At 34.0% G+C, this 611-nt stretch carries 1 pseudogene; it reads right to left on the bottom strand.

The annotated features are described in order from the left end of the window. Positions 1–456: pseudogene (locus FD26_RS10775) on the bottom strand (transposase family protein); the annotation flags it as partial. Positions 457–611: the final 155 nt, after the last annotated feature.

The raw sequence follows: 611 nt of genomic DNA, 5'->3' as shown, positions 1-611 counted from the left end.
GTGCATCTTGGCTTCTTCATCGATGATACGTTGAACGGTCTTATCGGAGACGTTAAAACGTCTGCCGATATCCTTCAATGATGTATTAAAAGCAGTTTCTGATAAGATCATTTGTCTAACAGGTTGTGCGATTTGACAATATTCCCAAACATAACTAGTTTTGGCTACAAAGATAGAGTTACAAGATTTACATTTATACTTTTGACGTTTCAGACTTATATACGTTGGACGTAATGATAATGATGGAGCGACTATCATATTTTTATTAAATCCATTCTTAACTAAGTGGCCTGCAAGGCCACAGTTAAGACAACGGTCAATCTGTTTAGTTAGCATTGCAAAATAGACTAAGGACTTGATGCCATTAACTAACATAAATTTTGAGTCTTCAGTAAAGATAATATTCTCATCTTTCATTTCAAGAGCGTTTCGTATAGACTTATTACTTAGGGACATCATTCAAATTCCTTTCATTGTGAAGCTGTAGAGGGTAGAACATCTAAAGGTATGGATGGTGTCTTTTTGATGTTCTAAAATAGTTTTATTAATAAATGGTATACAAAAATAGAGTTGATGGCAAAATGCCTATCAACTCTATTTATCGTACAGCC

Origin of the sequence: Companilactobacillus crustorum JCM 15951, from assembly GCF_001434585.1 — a bacterium.
GTDB classification, from domain to species: domain Bacteria; phylum Bacillota; class Bacilli; order Lactobacillales; family Lactobacillaceae; genus Companilactobacillus; species Companilactobacillus crustorum.
The sequence above is the reverse complement of the archived record's forward strand: the minus strand, read 5'-3'. Positions and strand labels throughout refer to the sequence as shown.